This is a genomic window from Williamsia sp. Y712 (assembly GCF_059445525.1).
On record NZ_JCAIUN010000003.1, the window covers coordinates 720,114 to 738,451 of the forward strand.

The 18,338-nt window shown below is 64.9% G+C and carries 19 protein-coding genes and 1 riboswitch; of the genes, 6 read left to right on the forward strand and 13 right to left on the reverse strand.

Annotated elements, in window-relative coordinates; translation table 11 throughout:
• Positions 1 to 13 precede the first annotated feature (13 nt).
• From AC1D75_RS22595 to AC1D75_RS22625, 7 genes are all read right to left on the reverse strand, one after another.
• Entirely contained in the window at positions 14 to 721 is a 708-nt protein-coding gene (locus tag AC1D75_RS22595) for a YoaK family protein (RefSeq protein WP_495517550.1), read from the reverse strand.
• 104 nt (positions 722 to 825) lie between these two features.
• Positions 826 to 2,412, reverse strand: coding sequence for a hypothetical protein (locus AC1D75_RS22600; RefSeq protein WP_495517551.1), 1,587 nt, complete (start codon positions 2,410 to 2,412; stop codon positions 826 to 828).
• A gap of 274 nt (positions 2,413 to 2,686) precedes the next feature.
• Positions 2,687 to 3,283, reverse strand: a complete 597-nt coding sequence (locus AC1D75_RS22605; RefSeq protein WP_495517552.1) for a transglycosylase family protein — start codon at positions 3,281 to 3,283, stop codon at positions 2,687 to 2,689.
• 7 nt (positions 3,284 to 3,290) lie between these two features.
• Positions 3,291 to 3,489, reverse strand: a riboswitch (cyclic di-AMP (ydaO/yuaA leader).
• A gap of 305 nt (positions 3,490 to 3,794) precedes the next feature.
• Positions 3,795 to 4,043 (reverse strand): MoaD/ThiS family protein, encoded by a 249-nt coding sequence (locus AC1D75_RS22610; RefSeq protein WP_495517553.1) that lies wholly within the window; start codon positions 4,041 to 4,043, stop codon positions 3,795 to 3,797.
• Between the two features lies 1 nt (position 4,044).
• Positions 4,045 to 5,109 carry a GTP 3',8-cyclase MoaA gene (moaA, locus tag AC1D75_RS22615; protein ID WP_495517687.1) on the reverse strand — a complete coding sequence of 355 codons (1,065 nt, stop codon included), beginning with the start codon at positions 5,107 to 5,109 and terminating at the stop codon, positions 4,045 to 4,047.
• A gap of 96 nt (positions 5,110 to 5,205) precedes the next feature.
• Complete coding sequence (locus AC1D75_RS22620) at positions 5,206 to 5,718, reverse strand: flavin reductase family protein (protein WP_495517554.1); 513 nt, start codon at positions 5,716 to 5,718, stop codon at positions 5,206 to 5,208.
• 50 nt (positions 5,719 to 5,768) lie between these two features.
• Positions 5,769 to 5,978 (reverse strand): hypothetical protein, encoded by a 210-nt coding sequence (locus AC1D75_RS22625; RefSeq protein WP_495517555.1) that lies wholly within the window; start codon positions 5,976 to 5,978, stop codon positions 5,769 to 5,771.
• 227 nt (positions 5,979 to 6,205) lie between these two features.
• On the opposite strand from AC1D75_RS22625, the gene AC1D75_RS22630 reads away from it, so the two are divergent.
• Positions 6,206 to 6,619, forward strand: a complete 414-nt coding sequence (locus AC1D75_RS22630) for a cold-shock protein (RefSeq protein WP_495517556.1) — start codon at positions 6,206 to 6,208, stop codon at positions 6,617 to 6,619.
• A gap of 22 nt (positions 6,620 to 6,641) precedes the next feature.
• Here the strand turns inward: AC1D75_RS22630 and AC1D75_RS22635 are convergent, their stop codons facing one another.
• On the reverse strand, positions 6,642 to 7,175 hold the full coding sequence (locus AC1D75_RS22635) for a DUF2771 family protein (RefSeq protein WP_495517557.1): 534 nt from the start codon (positions 7,173 to 7,175) through the stop codon (positions 6,642 to 6,644).
• The gene (locus AC1D75_RS22640; protein WP_495517558.1) at positions 7,172 to 8,899 is read right to left on the reverse strand and encodes an MFS transporter; all 1,728 of its coding nucleotides are present in this window, start codon (positions 8,897 to 8,899) and stop codon (positions 7,172 to 7,174) included. Before AC1D75_RS22640 ends, AC1D75_RS22635 begins: the two co-directional genes overlap by 4 nt.
• A gap of 288 nt (positions 8,900 to 9,187) precedes the next feature.
• Here AC1D75_RS22640 and AC1D75_RS22645 point away from each other — a divergent pair, with 288 nt between their 5' ends.
• Genes AC1D75_RS22645 through AC1D75_RS22655 form a run of 3 tightly spaced genes read left to right on the forward strand, consistent with a single transcriptional unit; the run spans position 9,188 to position 13,409 of the window.
• Positions 9,188 to 9,979, forward strand: coding sequence for a DUF3027 domain-containing protein (locus AC1D75_RS22645; protein ID WP_495517559.1), 792 nt, complete (start codon positions 9,188 to 9,190; stop codon positions 9,977 to 9,979).
• Between the two features lie 36 nt (positions 9,980 to 10,015).
• Entirely contained in the window at positions 10,016 to 12,736 is a 2,721-nt protein-coding gene (locus AC1D75_RS22650) for a sacsin N-terminal ATP-binding-like domain-containing protein (RefSeq protein ID WP_495517560.1), read from the forward strand.
• Complete coding sequence (locus AC1D75_RS22655) at positions 12,702 to 13,409, forward strand: phosphatase PAP2 family protein (protein ID WP_495517561.1); 708 nt, start codon at positions 12,702 to 12,704, stop codon at positions 13,407 to 13,409. The genes AC1D75_RS22650 and AC1D75_RS22655 overlap by 35 nt, the downstream gene beginning before the upstream one ends.
• Here the strand turns inward: AC1D75_RS22655 and AC1D75_RS22660 are convergent.
• The gene (locus tag AC1D75_RS22660) at positions 13,297 to 13,539 is read right to left on the reverse strand and encodes a DUF2530 domain-containing protein (RefSeq protein WP_495517562.1); all 243 of its coding nucleotides are present in this window, start codon (positions 13,537 to 13,539) and stop codon (positions 13,297 to 13,299) included. The two genes, AC1D75_RS22655 and AC1D75_RS22660, sit on opposite strands and share 113 nt — an antisense overlap.
• 145 nt (positions 13,540 to 13,684) lie before the next feature.
• On the opposite strand from AC1D75_RS22660, the gene AC1D75_RS22665 reads away from it, so the two are divergent.
• The gene (locus AC1D75_RS22665) at positions 13,685 to 14,137 is read left to right on the forward strand and encodes an Rv0880 family HTH-type transcriptional regulator (RefSeq protein WP_482141407.1); all 453 of its coding nucleotides are present in this window, start codon (positions 13,685 to 13,687) and stop codon (positions 14,135 to 14,137) included.
• Positions 14,138 to 14,185: 48 nt separating this feature from the next.
• On the opposite strand, the gene AC1D75_RS22670 is transcribed toward AC1D75_RS22665, so the two are convergent.
• A complete protein-coding gene (locus AC1D75_RS22670) occupies positions 14,186 to 15,412 on the reverse strand; it encodes a GNAT family N-acetyltransferase (protein ID WP_495517563.1) in 1,227 nt (408 codons plus the stop codon).
• 74 nt (positions 15,413 to 15,486) lie between these two features.
• Between AC1D75_RS22670 and AC1D75_RS22675 the strand changes: the two genes are divergently transcribed.
• On the forward strand, positions 15,487 to 16,323 hold the full coding sequence (locus AC1D75_RS22675) for a TrmH family RNA methyltransferase (protein WP_495517688.1): 837 nt from the start codon (positions 15,487 to 15,489) through the stop codon (positions 16,321 to 16,323).
• Positions 16,324 to 16,378: 55 nt separating this feature from the next.
• Here AC1D75_RS22675 and AC1D75_RS22680 read toward each other — a convergent pair whose 3' ends face one another.
• Positions 16,379 to 17,182, reverse strand: coding sequence for a DUF6928 family protein (locus tag AC1D75_RS22680; protein WP_495517564.1), 804 nt, complete (start codon positions 17,180 to 17,182; stop codon positions 16,379 to 16,381).
• A gap of 56 nt (positions 17,183 to 17,238) precedes the next feature.
• The gene (gene sepH / locus AC1D75_RS22685; protein WP_495517565.1) at positions 17,239 to 18,336 is read right to left on the reverse strand and encodes a septation protein SepH; all 1,098 of its coding nucleotides are present in this window, start codon (positions 18,334 to 18,336) and stop codon (positions 17,239 to 17,241) included.
• Positions 18,337 to 18,338: the final 2 nt, after the last annotated feature.

The window sequence follows — 18,338 nt, forward strand, 5'->3', positions numbered from 1 at the left end:
CCACGTGTCGGATTCAGGCCGCGGAGATGCTCAGAACCGCTGCTTCGCGACGCTGTTCCCGTACCGCGAGATGACCGATGATCGCGGCGGTGATCATCAGGACCGCGGCCAGTGCCATCGGGACCGCCACGTGCACGCGCAGCAGCAGTGCCCCGACCACGGCGCCGAGGAAGATCGTGAGAATGGCGGCGAGCCGTCGGTTTGCAAGGCTGTGCCTGCTGCCCAGCACGAACGACTCACCGGCGAGCTGGGTGAGGGTGGAGGTGACGACCACCGTCGTCATGTCGGTCACTGCCAGTTTCCGGGCGACGGCCGCCTGGGTGCCCATCACCGCAGCTGTGGTTGCGGCGACCGCGATCTGGACTGGTTCGGCGTGCGAGTCGGCAAGGACCAGGGCCAGGGCACAGCCGGCGAGTGCGCCACTGCCCGCGAGCAGCAGGCCGGTGGTGCGACGGAGGTGCCAGGTCTTCTCGTGACCGTGCAGCAACCGGCCTGCCACATACGCACCCGCCATGAACGCCAACACCGCGAGCAAGGGGCCGAGAATCGGTAGTCCGTCGGCTCCGGCCAACCCCATACCGAGGATGACGATGTTGCCGGTCATGTTGCCGGTGAACACCCGATCCAGGGCGAGATAGCCGACCGCGTCGACGATTCCGGTGACGAATGTCAGGACGATGACGGGTATGAAGGCTGGTTCGAGACGGAAGCGCGGCGGCATGGTGTGTGGGCTCCTCGGTGAGCGTGGATGGGGGACGAGCGGACCGGTCGACACCGAATGCCCGCCACGGATACTCCGCGGCGGGCACTCGAGACGGATCGGTGTCAGAGGAACAAGATGGCAAACAGTGTGCAGAGGACCAGGCCGCTGACGACGGGCAGGAAGCACTTGCGGGCCAGGTCGAGCACCGGCACGCGGGCGAATCCGGCTACGGCGACGAGCGACGACCAGGCAACGAGCGTGCCGCCGCCCGACCAGATGTTGCCCATCTGACCGATCGCCGCGAGCGTCGATGGATCCATGTCGACGGCTGGACCCAGAGCCCCCGCGAGCGAACCGGTCAGTGGCAGGCCACTGAAACCGGAGCCCTCGAGACCCGCGACCATGCCGATGAACAGGATGCCGAACGCCGTGACGAACGAGTTCTGGGGGAGGTGCGACTGGGCGGAGTTCACCAGATCGAACAGGATTGCCGGACCTGCCTGGTCGTCGGAGTAGCCGAGAATCGCGCCGGAGAAGTCGGCGTTTCCGATGAAGAAGAAGCCGGCGATGGGGAGCACGATGCCCATCGCCTTGAAGGCGAAGACCAGGCCGTCGATGAGGTGCTCGGACGTGGTCTCGAGAAAGTTGCCCTTGTCGGAGACCGCGGCGGCCGCGAAGAGCACGAGTGTGGCAATACCTCCGACGATGGCGGCTGCATCGCCGCCCTTCAGGGCCGGGACGACACCCACCTTCCCCAAGATGAGGTAGATCACGAGGGCCAGATATACCAGTGGTACCAGCATCGCGAAGGTGCGAGCCATCGCGGACTTCGCCGGCGGTTGGTCATCAACGACTGTTTTGCGCTCGATGACGGCCGTCGCCGTGGAGGGTGTGGCGATGGCCGCGGTCGCCACCGGTTCTGCGCCGTCCGGCCGTGGTCCGGCGGGTCCGCCTGCGGGCTCGGAGGCCGCTCCGCCGACACCACCGTCCTCGCCCAGTTCATCACGAAGTTCGTCGGCACCACGGTCCGCCTCGGCCTCCCATTCGACGAGCAGGTCCGGTGACGGGGAGCGCCAGTGTTTGCGCTGCATGACGAACGTGATGATGAGGGCGGTCAGGCCGACGATGAGCGAGAGGATCATCGCCTTGTCGGCGACCGAGTCGGCGTCCACACCCGCGCTTGTTGCGGAGATTCCGGGCGCGACTTTGATGATGTAGTCCGACGACAGCGCCATACCCTGACCGCAGATGGCGATCACCATACCCACCGACAGAGGCGACAGACCCGCGCGGATGGCCACCGGGATGAGCACTGCGCCCACAAGTGGAACCGCAGGCGTCGGCCAGAAGAACAGCGAGATCACGTAGGTGACGACCGCCAGAACGATGAAACTGCTTGTGCCGGTACGCATCACGCGCCTGAATGGAGCGACCATCAGGCGGTCGGCTCCCATGTGACGAAGTGCGCCCAACATTGCCGTGACCATGGCGATGATGAGGAAGATGTTGAAAAGCTCTTTGGCGGCAACAAGACTGGCATTGAAGATCGACGCCAGACCGGTGATGATGCTGCCGGAGAAGACGAATGCGGTCAGGAATGTGGCGATTACAGCAGGTACGACGATGTTCTTGCGCATTGCCATCGTGACGAGGATGACGATGATCCCGACGAGATACACCCAGTGGGCGGCAGTGAGATGAGCGTTCAATGTGGCTCCTCCGGAAAACGCACCCGGGCCGATATGGTGCGGGGCTGTGCGACTTGAGTTTTCCGCTTGCACCGGTGCCCGGCAACGCGAACGTTGCACAGTGGTTCACGTCATAGATGTGCAATCTTCACGCATTGTTACGGGCGTGTTACTTCCATGTCTGCCGGGTAACGCCGGGTCATCTCCCCGGCCTGCTCCTGAATTTGGAAAAGGACCCCACACGGACGTTGCGTCGCGTGTGGGGTCCTTCGTCTGGGGGCTTCCTGAAGGTGGATCAGGAAGCGGGGAGGTAACCCTTGTACTCGTTGAACAGTGCGACCTGATCAGGGGTGAGGTCGCCCTGGGCGTTGGCCTGATCGAGCAGGTCGTGCAGCGCGGGGTCATCGATCGTGGCCTTGAGCTGAGCGACGATGTCGTCAGTTGCCTGCGACAGGTTCGGGAGCTCGGGCACGGCCGGGATCTCCAGGCTCGGGGCTGCGGTGGGAGCTTCGCGCTCGGTGGCGCCGCTCAGGCCGGTGCCGCAGGTGGGCCATGCGCCCTTGCCCTGCGAAGCGAGGACACGCTCGGCGACAGCGATCTGCTGCTCCTTGGTGGCCTGGTCTGCGGACGGGGCGAACTCGCCGCCGCCGTGGCCGGTCCAGGTACTCGGGGAGAACTGCAGGCCGCCCTGGTAACCGTTTCCGGTGTTGATGGCCCAGTTGCCGCCTGACTCACACTGTGCGACGCGGTCCCACTCTGAGTCGGTGGCCGCTCCGGCGTTGCCGCCGCCTGCGAAGGCGAGGCTGGCGCCGCCGCCGATGACGGCAGAGGTGAGGGCGATCTTGGCAACGGTGCGACCGGTGTTGGTCGGCTGACGATGACGTCCGGACATAAGGTTTACTTCCTCTCTCCACGCGCCTACGAAGTCAGCTGTCGGGTTCGAGCGAGAGGTTGCTCGGTTCCGCTATGCGGAACTGCACCCCAAGGATTTCGTCGGTGTCGGGCGTTGCTGCCGTCGGCCGTCGGAATCCGGTGATCTCCAGGAGATGGTTGGGTCCCCCGCCCTCGTCCCTGAATTACGTTTGGAGTTTCTCGGAACGCGGGACGAGGTTGGGCGCGGCGATCCGAGAATATTCAGTTGCATTGTTTGGCCGATCAGTTCGACCGAGTGAGACGCTACGTGTTAATTCGCGCTTGCACACGCCTATCTGAGGCGCCTGGGCGATGCGTCCCGAGGGGACTTTTGGTCCCGATTTGGCATATTTGCTGCTCACCGCTATGAGTGTCGTCCCGTGTCCGATCCGTGATCGAACCGTTATGTGAGTAACGTCACAGCATCATTCAAGGGGAGGAAGCACTCAAGTGGGTCAAATGACCCGATCGATGAGCGGGTGTCCGGTTGCTCAACCGCCCGCGAACGGCGGGAGAACGTCAACTGTGTCGCCTCCGGAGAGGGTGCGCGAACGGTCGCGGACCGCTATCGACTCATGCAGATATGAGCATCGTTGCAACACTTCGGCCAATTGCGGATTCGATTGGCCCAATTCGTTTTCCAGATCGGCAAGTGTCGCTTTGTCAGTGAGATGTATCACGAGCTGCTCGACGCCGGCGGCGGCCTGTGCGGCTGCGAAAAACCTGACGCAGATCTCCATGTCAGCCACCGATCGCCGACATGGGTCGAGAGGGCTGCAGGAAGCCTGGGTCGTTGACTCCGTGGCCTGGCAACTTGCCCCAGGTGGCTTCTCGCCACCGCAGGGCAATGTCCTGATCTGAATTCTCAGTTGATCTCAGTAAACCTCGGATGTCGGTCTCCGAAGTGGCGAACAGACAGTTGCGGAGCTGTCCGTCGGCCGTCAGGCGAGTCCGGTCGCAGTCACCGCAGAACGGACGTGTCACCGAGGCGATGATGCCGACCCGGGCCGGTTTGCCGTCCGGGGTGTGGTGGCCTCCGACAAGCCACCGCTGCGCCGGTGCGGCCCCTCTGGGGGCGGTGTCCGGCTGCAGATCGAACTCGGCCTGCAAGGTGTCGAGTATCTGATCGGCGGTGACCATCTTTGTGCGCGACCAGTGATGCTCGGCGTCCAGCGGCATCTGCTCGATGATGCGCAACTCGTATCCCTCGGCCAGGCAGAACCGCAGGAGGTCGGCGGCATCGGCGAGGCCGGTGTCGGGATCGAGGACGGCGTTCACCTTGACCGGCCGTAGACCGGCAGCGCCCGCTGCGGCCAGGCCCGCGAGGACGTCGGGAAGGCGGTCTCGGCGGGTGATCGAGGCGAAACGTGCCGCGTCGACGGTGTCGAGGGAGACGTTGACCCGATCGAGTCCGGCCGCGGCGAGGGTTTCCGCGCTGCGGGCCAGACTCAGGCCGTTGGTGGTCAGTGCGATCTCGGGGCGTGGATCGAGAGCTGCTACCGCGCTGATGATCTCGGTCAGATCCTTGCGTAGCAACGGTTCACCACCGGTGAATCGAACCGCGCGGATGCCCAGGTCGCGGACTGCGACACCGACGAGCCGGATGATCTCGTCGGCGGTCAGGACGTCGGCTCTGTCGAGCCAATCGAGGCCCTCGGCCGGCATGCAGTACGTGCACCGGAGGTTGCAGCGGTCGGTCACCGACACCCGCAGGTCGCGCACTGCCCGCCCGAAGGTGTCGATCATCGGTCCGGAAGTTGGCATGACGGTGTCGGTCACCGGTCGGGCGTTGGGACCGGTCGGCATACCGAGTGCGGTGACTGTCACAGTGTCCAGCCTACGGTTTGCTGCTCTCGCGTGGTGAACACAGACGTTCACGACGCAAAGTCGGACCGTGAACCGTCAGGGGCGTGCCTGCAATGCGCGGAAGGTACTGGCGTGGAAGACCAGCGGCTCGTGATCGGTGTCGGCGCGCAATGCCAGCACCTTGAGGAGGACGAGGCTGTGATCGCCTGCCGGGATCTCGTTGTAGATCTCGCACGCGAGTTGCGCGACCGCGCCGCCGATGAACAGCGCCCCGTCGGCAGTTGTTTCGAGGTCGAGTCCGTCGAACCTCTTTGCCGCCGGGCCCGCCAACTGCTTGCACTCGGCGTCCTGGTCGTGCGCGAACACCGACACGCCGAGGACGGCCGCGGAGTGCAGCTTCGGCCACGTCGTCGACTCGTTCTGCACACACAGCGATACCAGTGGCGGATCGAGGGACACCGTGGCGAAGGAACTCGCCGCGATACCGATCGGATCACCGTCGCCCTGATGGCATACGGCGACCACACCGGTCGGAAAACAACTGTAGGCACGCCGCAGGGCCGAACCATCGCTGGTGGGCGTCAGGGCTCCGTCAATGTGAAGGCTCATCTCGAACGTCACTCTAATGGGGCGCTGTTGTCGTCGCCGGATTGGTCGGACTACTGCTTTGCCCGGCGCCCTGATCGGAGGGCAAAAATCAGCCCGAACAAAAATCCCAGGGGAGCGCACATGATGAGCAGGTAGACGAACAGGGGAGCGGTTTCTCCGGTGATCGGCTCGGCGAGAAACAGCGCGATGAGGGCTATGAGCCCGATCGCGAACAACCCCACCGCAACCCGTAGCAGTCCGGCGCCTTCGGCTTTGCGCATGTGGTCAACGGTAGTGCAGTGCCGCATGTGCAGACGAAGGCGGAGGTCGCTCACCGGCCTGACGAAGCCGGAGGCCGAGCTCGCTGTCACGGCTGCCCGATGGGAGAAAACCATGGTGTTGGGAGCATGGTCGAGGGGCTAGACTGATCAAACGCGTCTGGCTGGACCGCACTTGTCACAGCGGGCGCTTTCGTTTTGGGTCACGCGAACAGATGAGGGTGTGCACAGTGCCTACCGGCAAGGTGAAATGGTACGACGCGGAGAAGGGCTTCGGCTTTCTCTCGCAAGATGATGGCGAAGACGTCTATGTACGTTCGTCAGCGCTCCCCGCTGGAACCGAGGCGCTCAAGCCCGGCCAGAAGGTCGAGTTCGGCATGGCTGCGGGTCGTCGCGGTCCGCAGGCCCTCACGGTCAAGATTCTCGACCCCGCGCCGAGCGTCGCCAAGAACACCAGGGAAGCCCGCAAGGATCAGCCCAAGCGGCATACTACCGACGAGCTACACGGCATGGTCGCCGATCTGATCACCTTGCTCGAAGGCAAGGTGCAGCCCGATCTGCGCAAGGGTCGTTATCCCGATCGCAAGACTTCACAACGTATTTCAGAGGTTGTCCGGGCCGTGGCCCGCGAACTCGAATCCTGATTCCGCCCCCGGCGGGGCCGACCTACCCGGAAGCGGGCACGTCGACGCCGTCGGGGAGTGTGTCGATTCCCCAGATACCTCGTTGGATGAAGACTCCCGGTTCGGTCTCGATCTGCGACGGCTGGGTGATCTGGACGACGGCCAGAATCTTGTCCTCGGTCGATGGCAACGTGATGGTGCGTTTGGAATCGCTGAGGTAGATGGTCTCGGTTCCGTTGTCGAAACCTTCGGCAGTCAGGTACTGCACCACCAGGATCCACGGTCCGACAGCCAGTTCATGGGAGAGCGACACCATGAGCGTGTCTCCGACGGCAACGGGAACCCGCGTTGGCGGATTCGTCGCCGAGCCCTCACATTTGGACAGGTCGATGGTGCAGTAGGCCAGCGGTTCGACGCGGACCAATTCGGTGCCGGAGGCAACCTGGACGTACGGGACGTCGTCGCTCTTGTGGCCTGCGGTCAGAGCGGCAACAGAGCCGCCGACGATGGCCACGAACAGGACGGCAACTATCGCCGCGATGATGGCGAACTTCTTTTCGCCTGCGGTCAAACTCATTCTTCGCGAGCACCCTTTTTCCGTGTGTTCTTGTTCCACGACTCCCGCACGGAGGGATCGACGTGGATTGCGCCGGTCGGCATTGTCATGTCAGGTCGCTTGCCGCCGAAACCGGGTACCAGGGTCGATCCCCGGTTGGTGACAAAGGTCTGGGCGAAGCCCAAGGCCAGCAGCACGGTGACCACACCGAATCCGATGGACAGATTCGTCGGCAGCAACACGCCGAGGGAGGCCCCGAACACCCAGCCCATCTGCAGCACGGTCTCGGAGCGGCCGAACGCCGATGCTCTGGACGCGTCTGGCAGATCGTCCTGAATGGACGAGTCGAGGCAGACCTTGCCGATCGCGCTCGTTCCGGATGCGACCAATGCGGCGATGATGACAAAGATGAGGTTGCCGAAGACCGCGGCGAGCAGCGCGACGAGGGCACACGAACCGGTGACGATCACAACGATGCGCTGAGGATTCGGGAGCTCGAGCCGGGTTCCGGTGGCATTGCCGATGAAGTTGCCGATACCGGCTGCCGCACCCACCGCGCCGAGCATCGCGACCTGCGCCCAGCCGCTGCCGCCACCCTGCTGAGACTTTGCGTAGAAGGCGATGAACAGCGTCAGGAAACCGGTCAGGATGCGAATCGTCCCGTTGCCCCACAGTCCCACCAGAACATTGCGGCCCAATGGTTGTCGGATCGTTGCCGTGAGCGCCTTGACCGGCGACTTCTTGGTTTCGTCGGGTGATGGCATCTGGGTTCGGGCCGGCTCACCGTGGTACGTCAGCGTCGTCGGCACCTCACCCTCGGTGACCTCGACCCACGACGGGATTCGCATACACAGAACCGCGCCGACGACGGTGATGATCGCCAGCCACACCATCGCGCCCGGAATGTGTAGCGGCAGAACCTTGCCGAGCGCCATCTCGAAGAAGGCGGCCACACCGCCGCCGACGATGGTGCCACCGACCAGGCCGAAGGTGGTCAACCGTGAATTCACCCTTGGCAGGTCGATGGTCGGTGGGAGGACACGTGGTGTCACCGCAGATTTGAGAACGCCAAAGGATTTGGACAACACCAACATTCCCAGGGCACAGGGGTAGAGCACCCACGGGTCGTATGTGAGTTGGCTCGAGGCCGCATCCCATCCGGAGTTGGCCATCACGAGCAGCGCCAGGATGGTCCGGCCGAGAAATGTTCCCGCCATGGCGATCCGGCGACCGCGCTGCAGTTTGTCGAGCAGTGGTCCGATCAGTGGCGCGATGATGGCGAACGGGGCGATGGTCAGCGCGAGATAGAGTCCGACCTTGCCCTTGGATTCGGCACTGGCCGCGGCGAAGAACAGGGTGTTGGCGAGCGCGATCGTCATCGCGGCATCGACGGCGAAGTTGACGACCGTCGGGTACGTGAGCGCGGTCAGACCGGATCGATCGGCACCGTCCGCCGTGGCGGCCTGATGGATTTTCCCGAGGCCCTTGGACGTCAGTTCGCGACCGCGCATGGCCGCCACCCGGGTGACGGTGAGTTTGCGCGGCATGGCACGGGCGTTGTCGTCGCTGTGGTAATCGGTCTCGTCGAGCGGGGGCAGATGCCGGTTCTGCGACGTCTGCGGCCGGGTGTCGTGGCGACCGGGTGCACCGGGCGGCGGGTATGCCCCGGACGGATCTTGTCGTGGGGGGTTGTTCCGCGGCGGCTGGTTCCGGGGTGGCTGGTTCTGGGGTGGTTGGTTCCGCATGCCGGGGCCCGGTGGTGGGGGACCCGCCTGCGGTGCGCGCGGGGATCCGCCGTCCGCCGGGTAATTGGCCGAACCCGGATGTGCAGTGGGTTGTTGGCGTGGACGCTCCCGGGGGCCGTGACCGGATGCACCAGCATGGCCCCGCGCGTCTCCGCCCCGGTCCGAGGGGGTCGCACGAGGATCAGGTGGTGGATTTCCTCGGTTCACTTTCCTGATTCTTCCCTATCTCGTGACCGCCGACCAACCCTCGTGCACTCCGGGCGGGTTGCGATACGGCACACTAGAGGGGTGAACGCGGTTACTGAACAGCCAGAAACAGCGACCGATGGTGCGCAGCCCGACAAACAGCGGGTTGCCTCGCTCCTGACCTCGGCCGTCGATCAGGCGCGGGCCGCCATCGACGCCGACGAACGGGAAATCGGGGATCACCTCGACGCGGTGATCGAGGCCGACTACACGGCGACCCACTACTTCGCGGCCAACGTGCCCGGGTATCGCGGGTGGCAGTGGTGTGTGGTGTTGGCCGGTTGCCCCGATAGTGACGACGTCACCATCAACGAGGTGGCTTTGCTGCCCGGGTCTTCGGCACTGACCGCACCGGTCTGGGTGCCGTGGGATCAGCGGCTCCGGCCCGGCGATCTGCATCCAGGTGATCTGCTCGCCACGCCCGCCGACGATCCGCGGCTCGTGCCCGGCTACGTCGACAACGGTGATTTTGATCTCGTCGACGAAGAAGCGGCGGTAGGCGAGGCGATCGGGCTCGGCCGCAAGCGCTTGTTGAGCTACGAGGGCCGTATCGAGGCCGCGCAGCGTTGGGTCGACGGCGACCACGGTCCGGCCGCCGAGATGGCCCGCAGCGCGAAGCACAATTGCGTCTCGTGCGCGTTCTATCTTCCCGTGGTGGGTTCCTTGCGCGCGGCGTTCGGCGTCTGCGCCAATGAGTACTCTGCCGACGGGCATGTGGTCCACGCCGACTACGGCTGTGGGGCGCACTCGGATGTGAAGGCACCCGAGGGTGCAGGCAGTCCGGCTTACGACGCGTATGACGATGGCGCGGTCGAGATCCACGCGAATTCCTGAGCTGCGCGTGATGGCGCACGCCGGCGGGTACCGGTGATGGCCGGGCCGGATCCGTTTGGTGTTGATCGGTTGCGGGATTCGATCCTGCAGTCCTGGTTGGCGTCGCCCACTCGTCTGCGTGAGGACACCGCCGCCGAATCCGATCTGGTCGGGGTCGGGTACCGCGATCGCCTGCTGACCGAGCTCGTTGCCAACGCCGCCGATGCTGCCACCGAAGCCGGTGTCGCAGGCCGGGTGGCGGTGTGGATCGACGGTGGAGACCTTCACGTCGCGAACACCGGGGCCCCGCTCGACCGGTCGGGCGTGCAGGCACTGACCGCGTTGCGGTCCTCGAGCAAGACCGGTGATGGTCTGGTCGGGCGTTTCGGGGTCGGATTCAGTGCGGTGGCCGCCGTCACCGACCACGTCCAGATCCGTTCTCGCACCGGATCCATCGAGTTCTCGGCGACGCGCACCAGGGCGCAACTGACCGGAACCGACCTGGCCGGGCATCCGGTGCCAACTCTGCGGCTGGCGTGGCCGATCGACGCCCTACCGGCTGCCGGCTTCGACACCGAGGTGGTGCTCGAACTCGATGGCGCGGTCGACGCGGTGGCCATGCTCGCCGATTTTGGTACCGAGAGTGTGGAACTGTTACTGGAACTGCCTGCCGTCGAGACGATTTCGGTTGGCGACAAGAACTTCACGCGGACCCGCGACGGTGATGTTGTCACCATCGGAGCCGAGCGATGGCGCGAATACGTGGCGCCACATGCCCGATGGCTGCTCCCGTTGCGAGGCGACCACGTTGTTCCGGTGACGTCCGGGGTGCTCCGCGCGCCGACCCGGACCGATGTCGAACTCACGGTACCGGCGATCTGTGTCGGCGATGTCCGTCTGACGGCGGATCGTCGCGGATTACATCCGGATGCCGATATCTCCACGCTCGCAGTGGGTTACACCGACTTCGGTGTTGCGCTACCGGCGGTGGATCGGCTGGTGTTGGTTCCTCCGCCGGTTTTTGCCGCCGGTCACGAGGACGAGCGGTTGCGGACCGCGCTGATCAACGACCTGCGCGAGCATCGGTGGTTGCCCGGCGCCGACGGGAACGACCTGATTCCCTCTCGCTCCGAGGTGTTGGTCGATCTGACCCCGGGTCTCGCGGCGCTGATCGGGGAGATCGTGGCCACGTTGGTGCATCCGGATCTGTCCGAACGATCTGCGCTGAGTCGGTTGCGTTCGGTGGGGGTCACCGAGATCGGACTGGCCGAGGTCGCGGCTCGGCTGACCGGTGTTCAGCGCGAACCACGGTGGTGGGGAGAGCTTTACGCCGAGTTGTCGGTGCTCGCGCAGGGGCAGGTGGACGAACTCGGTGCGCTGCCGGTGCCATTGGTCGATGGCCGGACGATGCCGGGTGCTCGCGGCACGGTATTGCCGCCACACGCATCCGCCGACGCCGACGACACGCAGACCGCAGCCCCGTCGTGGCTGCCGACCATTCATCCCGATGCGGTCCACGACCTGCTCGAACGTCTCGGAGCCCGGCGGATCTCGGTGGGGGAGATGCTCGCAGACCCGGCGCTGCAGGCCGAGATCGAATCCGACCCGGGCAGTGAACAGCTCGTCCGTAGTGTGCTGGGTCTTCTTCGCAGTGCCCCGGATTCGGCGGTTCCGGGATGGCTGGGATCGCTGGAGCTGCCGACCATCGACGACGAACCCCGTCCGGCGGACGAACTCCTGCTGCCGGACAGTCCGTTGGCCGCTGTGCTGGTTGATGATTCACCGTTCGGCGTGGTCAGTCCCGAATGGGTGCAGGAGTACGGGGCAGCGGCGCTGCGGGCGCTCGGGGTCGGTTGGGACTTCACCTTGGCGCGGGAGGAATATCCGACCGGCCCGGACCACGATCTGCCCGACGAATCGCAGTGGTGGGACACCCTGACCGACGCACCTCAAACATTGATCGCGGTCCGTGATCTCGACCTGGTCGACCCCGACAAGTGGTCGGAGGCGCTCACGCTGCTGGCCGAATCGCCGGATGTCGCCCCGTTACTCGCCGACCGCCGCGGTTACACGGCCTGGTGGCTACGACATTTCGCCGTGATCGACGGGAATCGCTTGGGCGGTTGGCGGGCGCCGAGCGACCAGGCCGCCCGGGGTCTGCTCGATCCGCTGGAGCACCCACAGGCCGATGGTCTGGCCGGCGCGCTCGGCAGCGTCGACGTAGAGGACACCGAGCAGGCGCGGATGATGTTGTGGCACTTGTCCGATCCGGATCGGAGCATCACGCCATCGGTGGCAGCAGCGGTGCACACCGAATTGGCGCGTGCACTGCGCGATGGTCGTATCCGTCTCGACGACCTCGAACCACCGGCGGGATATCGCACCCTGGCCGGTTCGGTGACTCCGGAGGCGGTCGTACTCGACGCGCCGTGGATGGTCGCCGCGCTGGACCCGGCCACGACCGTATCGGTGATGCCTGGCGAATACGCCCTGGCCGCCAATCTCGCTGATCTGCTTGATATACCGACCGCAACCGAGGAGTTCGTCGGAGGGCCTGCCGAGGCGGGGCTGGAGTCGACCTGGGATGCGCAGCCCTGGGCCTTGCAGACGGCCCTGTCGCAAAACCGTGAGTTGCCGGTGGGCCCCATCCGGGTGCACTCGGACCTGACCGTCGTGTTGCGTCGAGGGGGCAGCAGTGCCGAGTACCGGGTGCCGTGGTGGCGTGACGAGGATGGACTGATCCATGTTGATACAAAGTCCCGCGTCGTACCCGGCTGACCTGCCCAGCAGCAGCCTCGTGGCCGGGACCGACGGGGCGACGTCGTTCGGTCCGGATCAGTACGTCCTCGACTGGATGGTCGATCACCGCACAGATACCTGGACCACGGTGATGAAGGCGATCACCACGTTGGGCAACACCCTGACGCTGTTTCTGGTCGCGATCGCTGTCACCGCTTTTTTCGCTCTCCGCAGCCAGTGGCGACTCGCACTCTTCGTCGGCCTCGGCTCGGCCGTGGGTTCACTGATGATGGTCGCCCTGAAGGAACTGTTCTCCCGTGATCGGCCCCCGATGCCCGAACGGCTGGTGGAGCTGTCGACCCATTCGTTCCCGTCAGGTCATGCGATGAGCTCGACCGTGGTCTACGGATTGACTGCGGTTGCCATCTATCGGTTCAGCCCCTGGGTTCGGGCGCACCTGTGGGTCCTGTTGTTCGCGCCGTTGCTGGCGCTGAGCATCGGCGTCACCCGTGTGTACCTGGGAGCGCACTGGATGACCGATGTCGTCGCAGGATGGATACTGGGGGCGCTCTTTGTCGCAGCTGCGACATGGATGACCTTCAGGACAGGCCCTGCTGAGCCGCCGGGCTCCCTCGGCGCACCGCCAGCTTCTGCAGATACACCACAAAGCAGCCGAACAGACCCACCCCAAGGCCCACCAGACAGATCGTGAGTGTGGTGTCGGTGCCGAGGTCCCAGATCGCCACCACGAGGGTGGCGATCAGCCACGCGGCCATTCCCACGGCGATCACCGGCCCGGGGGCGGTCCATCGGGAGGGCAGTTGAAGAATCTCTGCGTGCATGGGGTCAGGTTAATCCGATTTCGCCCGCGCATGAATTCGCGGTGCTCACCCAATGGGCGAAGTGCAGTTTTTGCAATTATTTTCGACAGTCGCTCAATTGTGAGGTGAACAAATGAACCTTGGCAGTTCAGCGCGCATTTCGGTCATGCTCACCTATCCTCGAACCGTGGAGCAGAATGACGAGAAGTTGCCAAGTGATCTGGCGATAGCTGTAGTGCGGCTGACCAGGCATTTACGTGGGCGCCGGGCATCGTCCGTGGTGTCGCTCACGCAGCTGTCGGCTCTGTCCACACTCAAGCGCGAGGGTTCTATGACCCCGGGTGCCATCGCCGCACGTGAACGCGTCCAACCGCCGTCGATGACGCGCGTGATCGCCTCCCTGGCAGACCTGGGGATGGTCAAGCGTGAGCCGCATCCGACGGACGGTCGGCAGGTGATCGTGACCCTGACATCGGCCGGGGACGCGCTGGTGGTCGACGAGGCGAACGCACGTGAGGAATGGTTGCGGGCTCAGCTCAAGCGGCTCGACGACCAGCAGCTGGCCACCCTGCGCGGTGCGGTCGGCATCATCGAGTCGATCGTCACCGAAAGCGACTGAGCGCCGCAACCGGCGGTGGCGGCGCTCGTTCTCAGAAGGACGTGGTTCTCAGAAGGACGTGCCCGCAACCGGCCTGCGGTCCGTGCTGAACGCCTGATCGATCGCATGCAGGGTGACGCCGTCGACGGTCCAGAGTCTTTCCGCGGCAGCGAAGTCGACTGCGCGGTATGCGCCGAGATAGAGACTGCCCAGCACCGAGATGTCCATTCGGACAGTGGGTTCGGCGTCGGTGGCACTGACCGTGGCTTTGTTGTCGGTGATCGACACATTCCAGCGCCCACCGGATTCGCGGAACGAATCGGCCACCTCGAGCACGAAGTCGATGTCGTGACCGTACTCGCGCAGCGAAAGAGCTTGCTCGACATCGAGTATGCGGAGCCACATGCTGTCGTGGATACCGGTGACCGTCGGTGCACGCAGATCGGTGAGCTTGAGGGGGAGAGGATCGTCCACCGGGGTCGTTGCGGTGAGCGCCGGGATCAGATCGAGCCCTGACAAGACCCGCCATAGCTCGGTGTGGGCCTCGTCGGTGACGGTGAAGAGCTCGGAAACCTCTGCGATGGAAACGGTTTCGGACTCGTGGTGGATCCGGTAGCTGGCGTAACCATCGGGGTGCACCAGGTAGTGGAGTCCACTGCGCCCGTTACGGAGGATGGGGCGATCGGCGAAGATCATGTTCCACCACACCGGCGTTCGGACGATCGCGCCGGGCCGGGTCGAAACCCAACGGTTGTGGATCTCGGGAACTGATTCGCGGACCTGGTCGGCATCGGCAAACCGGACCCGGGAGTCCGCCGGCGCCGGAGCCCGCAGTGAGGCCTTTCGCAGATCCAGACGCAAAGTGTGGTCGAAAGCCGCGGGCCCGTAACCGAATCGTTCGTAGATCGTTCCTTCGGAGGCCGTCAGGATCGAGAATGTCGACTGCTCGCGTTCCCACTGCTCGAACATCTCGGTGATCATCATCCGGAGGATTCCGCGTCGACGGTGCGTCGCTGCCACCGACACCCAGGACAATCCGGGCAGGTCGACCCGGAGTCCGCCGGGAATCGACATTTTCATCCGGAAGAACATCGCCACACCCACGAGGACGGGACGCTCCGGATCGGAGGTGTCGTGGACCACGATGGCGTCGCCTTCGGTGACCTTGGATCGGATGTCCGCCAGGGCTTCGTCGTCGAGCGGTTCGACAAATGCGAACGCCCGCGCATCGGCGATGGCGATGTCGGGCCAGTCGGATTCGATTGCTCGACGAAGCGTCAAATTACCGTTGCTCACCCTTCCAACCTGTCACATCGACGGTCGGGCAGACTAGCCGGATGGCCGGATCGCATACCCACCCAGGCGGCATCATGTCGGATCTCACAGTCGACGTGATCGACATCGACGACCCGATCGATCCACGGGTCGATGATTTTCGAGATTTGAACGCCGCAGACCGACGTCCTGACCTGCCTGTTCTTCCCGGTGGCCTGCCGGGTAAAGGGTTCGTGATCGCCGAGGGAGTGCTGGTCGCCCAGCGAATGGTTGCCTCCCGGTTCGCGCCGCATGCGTTCCTGGGCGTCGACAAGCGCCTACGGGAGTTGGCCCCCACCCTCGGTACCGACACGGTGGCCGGGGTGCCCTTCTATCGGGTCAGTGCCGCCGTGATGGCGGAGGTGGTCGGATTTCATCTGAACCGTGGCGTCCTCGCCGTCGCCCGCCGTCCCGAGCCGTTCACGCTCGCCGATGTGCTCGTCGGTGCCCGGACAGTGGCGGTCCTCGAGGGTGTCAACGATCACGAGAACATCGGCAGCATCTTCCGGAACGCCGCGGGACTGGGGGTCGACGCGGTGATCTTCGGCGGCGCCTGCGCCGATCCGCTCTATCGGAGGTCGGTTCGGGTGTCGATGGGACATGTGCTGCTGGTTCCCTTTGCCCACGTCGAAAGCTGGCCATCGGATCTGGATGTGCTCCGCGACAACAACTTCCGGATCATCTCGCTCACGCCTGACGGTGCTGCCCTCCCGCTGTCAGAAGCGGTGGACGCCGAGCGGGTTGCCTTCATGGTCGGGGCCGAGGGTCCGGGTCTGTCGGAGACGGCGATGCTCTCCGGCGATGTGCGAGCACGTATTCCGATGGCGAGGGGGACCGACTCACTCAACGTGGCGACGGCAGCGGCGCTCGCCTTTTACGAGCGGGCACGCTGAGCCCTCGCGTGATCTGATCCCGGGGGCGCCGGGAGTCAGTTGTTTCGCGCCCAGGTCAGGGCTTGGGGCCGAACCCGAACCACCGGGCAACCCGGCCCGGCTTGTGCTCGCCCGACTCGTCGTTGTCACCGCGGTCGGTCATCGCGTTATTGGTGGACCCGGTGCTGGTGGACCCGTTGTCGGTGGACACCCCCAACTCGACATCGGCCTCTGTCGGCACATACCCCTTGGGTCGAATCGCGAAGCCCGAGACGACGATGTTCGACGGATCGGAATCCTCGGGGCCCAGTGGCGTGGTGAACCGAAAACCGAGCCATTCGCGGATTGCCTGTTCGGCGAACTCCTGCGGATGGAATGGCAGAGCCTGTGGATCTGGTTGGGCGCCATCGGCATACATCAGGGGATGCTCGCCGGCCCAGAACGGGCCCTCGAATATGAAAGGCAGCCCGATGTTTTCGTAGATGGTGACCGGGTTTGCCGAGAACGAGCGGCGTAGTGTGCCGTCCTCCCAGCGGGCGAAGGCTCCCAGGGACGATTCCGGTTCGGTGTGCAGGACAACCACTTCGTCGGACGGGACCGCAGTGATCCAGGCCTCGGGCAGTGTGGACGGAGTGGTCGTCGAGAGTACCGGGCTCGTGACCACCACAAGCGAGCCATAGACGCCCACGAAGAGCTGATCATCGGCCGGAGTCGCGGCGGACGAAAGGTTTGTCTCACCAATGGGCAAAACGGCGAGGTCAGGGCACAATGCGCCGGCAAGGCCGGCCGCCGCGGCGGGATCGTGTCGCAGGCCCTGCCTGATCTCGGCTACCGGATCGCTTGAGTTGATGAACCAGAGCATCGACGCTTTCGCTGCCAACTCAAGTCCTTTCGTCGGTGCCGACCTGTCTTACGTACGGAACAATTAAACGCCCTTCACGGGTTGCCGCTGCTGCGGACCCCGAGAAGTACATCCTCCCAGGCAGGTACCGAAGGCTTGCGATTCCCGCGCCCGCGCTTACGGTTGGGTTCCGACTTGTCCCCGGTCTCAGGGTTTTTGGGACCGGTCGGTGTGACCGGACCCTGTTGCGCTTCGGGCTTTTCGGTGGCTACCGCCACCTCGGTCTGCTCCTCCGACGTCGGCTCGTCGGTGATCGCCTCGGGTAGATCGTCGGCTTCGTCAACCGGGTCGATCTGGGCGGCGGTCGGCTGGGGACGGGACTCGACCGTGGCCGGACGAGGTGCTCGGCGGGCCGTTTGCTCACCGGTGACCGAATCGGCGTCCACGGTGACCTCGCCGGATCCGTCGGACTTCACGGTCAGGCGAGCCGAACGCGAAATCGGCGATACCCGAGCAGCTTTCGGCGGTGTGTAGTCGAAGGCGAGTTCGGTCTCTTCGGAGCCGGTGTCGTCGACGGTGGGCGAGAGCGCTGTCACGCTACGCAACGGCCGGCTCAGATCCGGATCGATCAACTCGTCGGCGACCTCGTCGATTGCCTCCACCGTGCCCGAATTCGAGCCGGGCAGATAACGCCAATGAGCGCGATTGACAGAGCGTCCGACGTGCCAGCTGACCTGGACGACCCAGCGGTTGTCCTCGGCCTTCCAGGCGTCCCATTCGGTGTTCTCGGGATTGTGCCCGCGGGCGCCGAGGGCAGCGGCAACAATCTCGCCGAGCGTGGACAGTGCCGGCCCGTCGTAGCGCAACGGGTGCGCCGCCGCCGCCAGTTCGGCCGCGCGGGAGCGCTCGAGCAGCACCGGATGAGCAAAACGTTCGACACGACTCATCGACACCCCGGCGGCCGCAGCCACCTGGGCGACCGTGGCGCCCGCGCGGATCCGGGCCTGGATCTCGCGGGGCCGAAGGGTGCTTTCCATCTCGATCTCGATCTGCCCCAGCCGGGTCAGATCGCCACGGGCAGCCGCACGCAGGGTGTCATCAGCAGGGATACGGAACTTCTCGCCCGACTCGGTGTCCTGACAGATCACCTTCTTGCCGTCCGGCTCAAGGCCGATGACTCGAAGCTCACGCATCT

Bases quoted from the DNA above. Each gene is read 5' to 3' on its own strand.
- AC1D75_RS22660 (WP_495517562.1), bottom strand. From the start codon at position 13,539: ATGCACGCAGAGATTCTTCAACTGCCCTCCCGATGGACCGCCCCCGGG.
- AC1D75_RS22605 (WP_495517552.1), bottom strand. From the start codon at position 3,283: ATGTCCGGACGTCATCGTCAGCCGACCAACACCGGTCGCACCGTTGCC.
- AC1D75_RS22665 (WP_482141407.1), top strand. From the start codon at position 13,685: ATGCTCACCTATCCTCGAACCGTGGAGCAGAATGACGAGAAGTTGCCA.
- AC1D75_RS22635 (WP_495517557.1), bottom strand. From the start codon at position 7,175: ATGAGTTTGACCGCAGGCGAAAAGAAGTTCGCCATCATCGCGGCGATA.
- AC1D75_RS22610 (WP_495517553.1), bottom strand. From the start codon at position 4,043: ATGGAGATCTGCGTCAGGTTTTTCGCAGCCGCACAGGCCGCCGCCGGC.
- AC1D75_RS22625 (WP_495517555.1), bottom strand. From the start codon at position 5,978: ATGCGCAAAGCCGAAGGCGCCGGACTGCTACGGGTTGCGGTGGGGTTG.
- moaA (WP_495517687.1), bottom strand. From the start codon at position 5,109: ATGCCGACCGGTCCCAACGCCCGACCGGTGACCGACACCGTCATGCCA.
- AC1D75_RS22675 (WP_495517688.1), top strand. From the start codon at position 15,487: ATGTCGGATCTCACAGTCGACGTGATCGACATCGACGACCCGATCGAT.
- AC1D75_RS22595 (WP_495517550.1), bottom strand. From the start codon at position 721: ATGCCGCCGCGCTTCCGTCTCGAACCAGCCTTCATACCCGTCATCGTC.
- sepH (WP_495517565.1), bottom strand. From the start codon at position 18,336: ATGCGTGAGCTTCGAGTCATCGGCCTTGAGCCGGACGGCAAGAAGGTG.
- AC1D75_RS22620 (WP_495517554.1), bottom strand. From the start codon at position 5,718: ATGAGCCTTCACATTGACGGAGCCCTGACGCCCACCAGCGATGGTTCG.
- AC1D75_RS22640 (WP_495517558.1), bottom strand. From the start codon at position 8,899: ATGCGGAACCAACCACCCCAGAACCAGCCACCCCGGAACCAGCCGCCG.
- AC1D75_RS22650 (WP_495517560.1), top strand. From the start codon at position 10,016: ATGGCCGGGCCGGATCCGTTTGGTGTTGATCGGTTGCGGGATTCGATC.
- AC1D75_RS22655 (WP_495517561.1), top strand. From the start codon at position 12,702: ATGTTGATACAAAGTCCCGCGTCGTACCCGGCTGACCTGCCCAGCAGC.